The 6,574-nt window shown below is 39.6% G+C and carries 8 protein-coding genes; 2 read left to right on the forward strand and 6 right to left on the reverse strand.

From position 1 onward, the window contains the following. The first annotated feature begins 224 nt into the window (after positions 1 to 224). A complete protein-coding gene (locus I4V44_RS16725) occupies positions 225 to 461 on the forward strand; it encodes a DUF6061 family protein (protein WP_002578301.1) in 237 nt (78 codons plus the stop codon). A gap of 133 nt (positions 462 to 594) precedes the next feature. Here I4V44_RS16725 and I4V44_RS16730 read toward each other — a convergent pair whose 3' ends face one another. From I4V44_RS16730 to I4V44_RS16755, 6 genes are all read right to left on the reverse strand, one after another. Continuing rightward, the gene (locus tag I4V44_RS16730; protein ID WP_173754496.1) at positions 595 to 1,914 is read right to left on the reverse strand and encodes an MATE family efflux transporter; all 1,320 of its coding nucleotides are present in this window, start codon (positions 1,912 to 1,914) and stop codon (positions 595 to 597) included. Next, positions 1,904 to 2,362, reverse strand: coding sequence for a MarR family transcriptional regulator (locus tag I4V44_RS16735; protein WP_173754497.1), 459 nt, complete (start codon positions 2,360 to 2,362; stop codon positions 1,904 to 1,906). Before I4V44_RS16735 ends, I4V44_RS16730 begins: the two co-directional genes overlap by 11 nt. 155 nt (positions 2,363 to 2,517) lie before the next feature. Next, positions 2,518 to 3,267 carry a DUF6040 family protein gene (locus tag I4V44_RS16740; RefSeq protein ID WP_009243742.1) on the reverse strand — a complete coding sequence of 250 codons (750 nt, stop codon included), beginning with the start codon at positions 3,265 to 3,267 and terminating at the stop codon, positions 2,518 to 2,520. Next, the gene (locus I4V44_RS16745; protein WP_009243741.1) at positions 3,206 to 4,927 is read right to left on the reverse strand and encodes a MobA/MobL family protein; all 1,722 of its coding nucleotides are present in this window, start codon (positions 4,925 to 4,927) and stop codon (positions 3,206 to 3,208) included. The genes I4V44_RS16740 and I4V44_RS16745 overlap by 62 nt, the downstream gene beginning before the upstream one ends. Positions 4,928 to 5,255: 328 nt before the next feature. Beyond that, complete coding sequence (locus tag I4V44_RS16750) at positions 5,256 to 5,570, reverse strand: DUF3847 domain-containing protein (RefSeq protein ID WP_002578306.1); 315 nt, start codon at positions 5,568 to 5,570, stop codon at positions 5,256 to 5,258. Between the two features lie 145 nt (positions 5,571 to 5,715). Further along, entirely contained in the window at positions 5,716 to 5,946 is a 231-nt protein-coding gene (locus I4V44_RS16755; protein ID WP_002578307.1) for a helix-turn-helix domain-containing protein, read from the reverse strand. Between the two features lie 175 nt (positions 5,947 to 6,121). Between I4V44_RS16755 and I4V44_RS16760 the strand changes: the two genes are divergently transcribed. Next, positions 6,122 to 6,574 (forward strand): helix-turn-helix domain-containing protein (locus I4V44_RS16760; RefSeq protein ID WP_196002996.1); only part of this gene is annotated, 453 nt, incomplete at its 3' end.

Raw genomic sequence — 6,574 nt, forward strand, 5'->3', positions numbered from 1 at the left:
CCCCTTGAAAACACTGGATTTGTCGCAGGTGAGCTTTCCCTTATTATTTCCCTTGTGTTATATCGTCCCATCAGTGTTTATGCACTCTGATAAGGGCAAATACAAGGGCAAGAAAAATCTATAAGACAGTATAACACAAAATAAAAGTGACATGGTGAACTGATTGAAATGCTTCTTAATTTTTGCTACTACTGATTGATTAAATGATAAGGAGATGGGATACGATGAGAACAATATTTGCAGAATACAATCCACAGTGCAACAGCATTGATGTATATACTAATACGGGCTATATACTCCGTATTGATTGTTGGGAAGCAGAAAAAAATTTAAGAACCACACCTGGATCTGATTGTGCTTTGACATCGCTTGCAATCGATGAGCCATTAGAATATGCAAGGTTATATCTTGATGGGAATTTACAGATGTGGGTAGATGCTGAAGATTCATTAGAGTTATGATTATTCCAATCAAAATCTACTAGAATTTATTAAAAATTAGCTTCATAATTTTAAAAGGACAGCCCTATTGCTATGAGGCTGTCCTTAAAAATACAATAGATAAACCTAGATTATTCTTGCTACTATCTGATTGTTAAATTTTCTGTATTCCATATTGCAAATCTCCCTTTTCGCAATATTTTATTAGTATGAATGCCAGAATCGCTGAAAAAACACGTGCCAATACCGTACTCCACCATATCATAATCTGTCCACCAAATAAAGGTGGTAAAACAAGCATAAATATCAGCATCAATACTGGTTCAATGAATGTAAGAATGTATGACAATCCACTTTTTTCAGTAGCATAAAATCCAGCTGTCGCTATTCTGGTAATCGCAACAAATGGTAATGACACTAAAAATATAGGTACAATTTTAGAAATCTCAATACTTACTTCATAAGAAGCTCCGAAAGCCCCTCCAATATTTGCTCTGTTTACATACATGATAATTCCACCACAAACAGTAAGAATTATTGCAAAAATGTATGCCATTCTCTGAACTCCTCTCAGGCTTTCTTGATCCTTCTCACCATAAAAACGGCTCATTAAAGGTTGACTTCCATCACCTACGCCCTGCAATATGAGATATATGATACAGATAATATAGGATACACATGCATAAGTTGCAATAGCTTTTTCTCCCCCATAAGAAGCGGAGAATCGGTTTATAAACACCAATGAAATATTAGGAGTCAATGCTAGCCCAAATGGTGCAAGACCTACTCTGAATATAGCGCCACACATTTCTTTTACATTTTTTAAGGATACATACACATAAAACTTTTTATTATATAATGCGTATATGATTGCAATTGCTGCAGTCACACCCTGTCCGGCTATTGTAGCTGTGGCTGCACCTTTCATGCCCATTTCATATATCCATACAAAGATAAAATCCAGAACAATATTGGTTATGAATCCACCAACCATCGCAAACATTGACCAGAAAGAGTTTCCATAATTTCTAATGAATAGCATCATTCCAGTTCCAAGAATCTGCAATATTGCTCCAAGTGCTATAATTTTGATATAATCTGTCGCATTTGTTAATATAATTCCATCTGCTCCAAGCAATCCTAAAATTTTAGACGAAAAGGAGTAAATAATTATGGTACTGATAACACTTACTATTACAAGAAGCCACCAGCTTGTAGCAATAAATTCTTCTGCCCGTTTTCCTTTCTTTTCTGCTGCATTAATTGAGTAATAAACAGCTCCTCCCATACCAATTCCTGTTCCAAGAGCCTGAATCAAAGCCTCAATCGGATATGCAATATTAATAGCCGAAAGTCCAGCATCTCCTATGGTATTGCCTACAAAATATCCATCCACTATCGCATATATTCCTGATAATGCAAATGCTATAATAGATGGAATAACATATTTAAAAAATAATGATTTATGATTCATTTTTCTTACAATCTCCTTCCTTGAAAAGTCTGATAAACAGCTCTGTATTATCATTAAGACTTTCTATATTCTCTAATCCCATTTTTTCGATTACATATATTTCTTTTGAGTGCCGTTTTTCTATGATATCTTTCGTATATTCCATTCCTGATTCTGTGAGGCATATCAGCTTATTTCTCTTGTCTGAATCATCAGATACCATATTGATGTATCCTTTTTTCTGAAAATCTTTTAGTATCGTATTTACCGTTTGCTTAGGTATATTCCATTCTTCACTTATCATTTTCTGCGTGCATCTTCCATTACTTTCATAAAGTGAATACAAAGCAAAAACTCCATTTGAAGACAGTCCCTGATCCTTTGACCATTCCTCATACATTGCTGTACATTCTTTCCATAAAGCATAATATCGTTGCAACTGTATTATCATATTATTATCTTTTCTCATCTTTTTTCTCCTTAAATTAGTACGAATCCGGACTTTTATATTATAGCCCGAGTTCGTACTAATTGTCAAGATTTATTTATATACTTTTTCTTTATATAAACAATCAATAGTCCCTTACTAAGGACAGGAAGATTATGAAATTTCCCTATCCTCTTTTAATAATATCCTCGTTCTTCCATCCAGTCTTTCACATAACATCTGATTCCAATATAAATAATATGCGACAGTAATAGCAATACAATAAGATTTATCGGATTAGCGTTTTTAATCCATTCTCCAAAGTAAATTACAACAGCTGTACTCGTTATCGCTACCACGATACTGATGATATCCCAACAATATTTCCGGTAGATTTTTCCTACCTGATAACCAATCCCGATTATCAGCCACCCGGTTATTACGAATAAAATTGCCATGACAGTACCGGCAATCAGCCAGTACACAATCCCGGAAAGAATACTGTTAGGTATTCCACTGCTTAACTGTCCGAAAGAGTCTGCACCTGTCACAAACTCCCGAAATAAACTTCCCATTCCTTTTCCTAACGCACCGAAAAAGACGATACAGTCGTTAAGGAAAACCGGCGAAAGAATCGCAGTAAACAGTGTTGTTGTTATGCTGTACCATGCCAGTAGAAACAAGATACTTTCATAACCAATCGTCATATTTTTATATTTCTTTTCTAACTGGCTTTTACGGCTATCGCATTTTTCTTTTGCTTTCCGGTAAGCAGTACGGTCACATTTTTCACATTTCTCATAAGGCACTTTTTTCTCAACAGCTACCTCTACCGTCTTTTGGTGTGTCTGTGCATAAAGTTTTTCCTGCTCTGCTTTTTCATACTTAAATTTCCATGCCACGGCTTCTGCGTCGGCTCTTTTCCTGCTGTCTGTCTCGCTGGTCAATCGTTCCTCTGTTTGCCTTAATCTTGTCCGCAATGCTTCGATATTCTCGGCTCTGTTTTCGCTGTTCAATTTCTCGTTCAAGGTCAGCGATTCGCTTAGCTGCCTGTTTAGTTCCTGGATTGTCTGGTCTTTCTGATCCAGTTCGTCCTGCATCTGTTCGGTCATCAGCAGAAGTTCTTCCACCTGCCCGACGTTCTCTAAGTTTCTGCATTCGCTCATCGATCTCCCTCGCTTTCTCTATCTGCTGTTTAAGGTCAGCAATTCGCTGTTCTGTTTCTGCAATAAGCTGTTCTCGTTGTTCAGCTTCTGCGTTAATTCCTGCCATTGCTGATTCTCGTTTTCCAACTGTTCGATTCTGGTTTTCTGTTGCTCGATCTGTGAGAGCAGTTCTTCTGTATCTGGCAAAAGATTTAGCAGCCTGGATAATTCGCTGTTTAAGCTTTTTAAACTCTGGTTCTGCTCCTGAAAAGACAGGAGCTGCCTGTCCCGTTCCTGCAATTCCTGTACCATCTCTGCCATAAGATTCTGCTGTTCCTCGATCTGGTTTATCATTGTCTCCATCATGGGAATGACTTCCCGGCTTTCTTCTAATGTCACGCAATCGCTCCTTCCATTGTGTTAATGCACTGGATACTTTTCCAAAAGAAATCTGTATTTTATCCAGCAGTGCATTTTGTCTTTTTATGATCTGGTTTTCCTCTACTTTCCATGAAGTAGAGGATGTCTGTCCGTTTTGAAATTTCTCGTCAATTTTTCTGGCATCTGCGCCCTCATGGATCGTCGGTATCTCTAATTTTCCCTGCCTTGCATAAGAACGGTGGTCAATGTGATTTTCCGTTTTCAAATGTGCATTACAGACGTTTGCCCATTCGCTCCGCCATAGCTCACAATTTTTCGGATTGTTCCACCCGGTAGCATCGGTTAATACACGTTTCCACTGTTTGCGGTTCCTTGTCCCGACTTTCTGGACTCCATTTTCATCAAGTACGGGGATTCGGATTCCATGACGGTCAGGGTTCTTTTTATCCTGCCACCAGTCCGGATGGGATTCATCCACCACAATATTTCCATTTTCATCTCTGACAAACTCCCAATCCTTGATTTCTTTGTTCCCCCATGAGTGGTCTGGATTGAATGGTCGCATCGTCACAAGTAAATGCACATGGGGATTTCCATCTCCTTTATCGTGGATACTCCAGTCCGCACACATTCCCTTATCTACAAAGGTCTTTTGAATATATTCAGTTGTATAATCAATCTGTTCCTGTCGGCTCCATTCTTTCGGAAGCGAAAATTCAAATGACCTGCCGAGTTGTGCATCCGAGGTCTTCTCAATCTTCAAAACTTCATTCCATAAACGCTGTTTCTGAAAAGTAAGTTTAAATTTTCCCAGTGCAGCATCTTTGTTATCTGCTCTTTTATATCGGGCAGATTTCTGAAACCGTCTGATATTTTCAGCAGGTACGTTCAGCCATTCCTGTGGTGCATTTTCACACATCAACAGGCTGGTATAAACGACTTCTTTTTTGGCAGTGTAGTAGCTGATCCTGCCTGTTTCTTCATTTTTCATCACATCACCATTGAGATACGCAGATGCTGATATGATGGATTTCCCTTTGCTGCGTCCAACAATCTTTACTGTATAATGAAAAATCGCCATGCTCCGTTTCCCCCTTTCTGCCGTATCCGGCTTTGATTTCCGGCAGGTAACGTTTTCCCAAAAAGAAAATGGTATCTGCCGGAACGCCCTCTGCGTAAGAGTGCCCTGTGCATAACAGCCTGCATGGAATGCGCCCCTCTGGCGAAGAGTGCCTCCTGCGGCATGAGCAGGTCTGGCTGAAAGCCCCGCCGACGGAACGAGCCCGGCAAGCATAAGCGCAGACCGGTTGCCACCTGTGGCAAACTTATACGGACGACCTCTGGTTGTCCATAAGTGCGCCCTTCATGAAAAAGCAATGAAGGGAATGGAAAATCCACTCCCTCCGGCATTACACTTCCTCCGTATTTGCAACTGGCTCTTTCTGCATTGCCTTTGAGAAGAATTTCCCATTTGCTTCCTGCCTTTTTAAGAAGCCGATCAGCTTTGGGATATCATCTTCCTCAATCGCAGAACCCAGCACCGATTCCACCGCACCACCAATCTGGCAGAGCCTGTGTGTCCGCTTTTTAGTTTCCACATCTTTCTGACGTTTCTTCAGTTCCCGTTTCTGTGCTGCATACTGTTTTGCTTTCTCAAGGCTTTCCTGTTCTTTCTTTTCCAACTGGAGCATACGCTCCTCATAACTCTTTGTTGATCTTGCCATAAATATCATCGTCCTTTCTTTTTCTTCCAAACATAAGTTTCCTGTTGTCTGTCAGACGAAGTACATGGTATAATCTGTTTGCGTGTAGGTATATCATGACTCCGGTCTGATAGAACCTTTGGCGGTTTCTTCGGGAACCGCTTTTTTAAGTTGAACCGTTTCTTGTGACTGCTTTCACATTTCCCTTATCCCTCAAGTCTCTGCCCTCGTTGGCTTCCATAAAAAGTTCCAGCATATCCGTTTTGATCAGGACTTTTCTCCCAACCTTTAATACCGGAAGTTTCTTCCATTCCACCAGTTTTCTCAGGGTGTTCCTGCCGATTCCCGTATAATCAGCAGCTTCTTCAATAGATAAGGCAATCTTTCTTTGTGTCATATGACCACCTCCTTTTAAATTGCATTATGCAATTTCATTTGTGCTGTCAGTATAGCGTGTTTATATTGCTTTGTCAAGCATTATGAAATTTCATTCGTTTTCTATAAATTGCATATTGCAATATATTTTGTTGCGTGGTATAGTAATGACATACCGAAAAAGGAGGCACATCAGCATGAAAGATAAAGAACTACGCAAGCTGATCGGCAGCAGGGCAAAACAGCGCCGTCTCGAATTAAATCTGACACAGCCTTATGTCGCAGAGAAGATGGGAGTTACCGCTTCCACAATCCTGCGTTATGAGAATGGTTCGATTGACAATACCAAAAAGATGGTACTGGAAGGCCTTTCGGAAGCACTTCATGTATCGATTGAATGGCTCAAAGGGGAAACCGATGAATATGAAACTGATATTACGGATAAGAAGGAATTGCAGATTCGTGATGTGATGGGCGATATTCTCAAACAGTTACCTCTTGATCTTAATAAAACAGAAGACGCTTTTTCTAAAGACTTACTGCTGTTAATGTTAAAGCAATATGAACTGTTTCTGGATTCGTTTCAGTTCGCCTGTAAAAATTACAAAGGCAGTACCAAAGATGCGGACATTGCCAAAGTAATGGGATTT

Source organism: Blautia sp. 1001283B150304_161114_C9 (genome assembly GCF_015668165.1).
GTDB classification, from domain to species: Bacteria; Bacillota; Clostridia; order Lachnospirales; family Lachnospiraceae; genus Blautia_A; species Blautia_A wexlerae.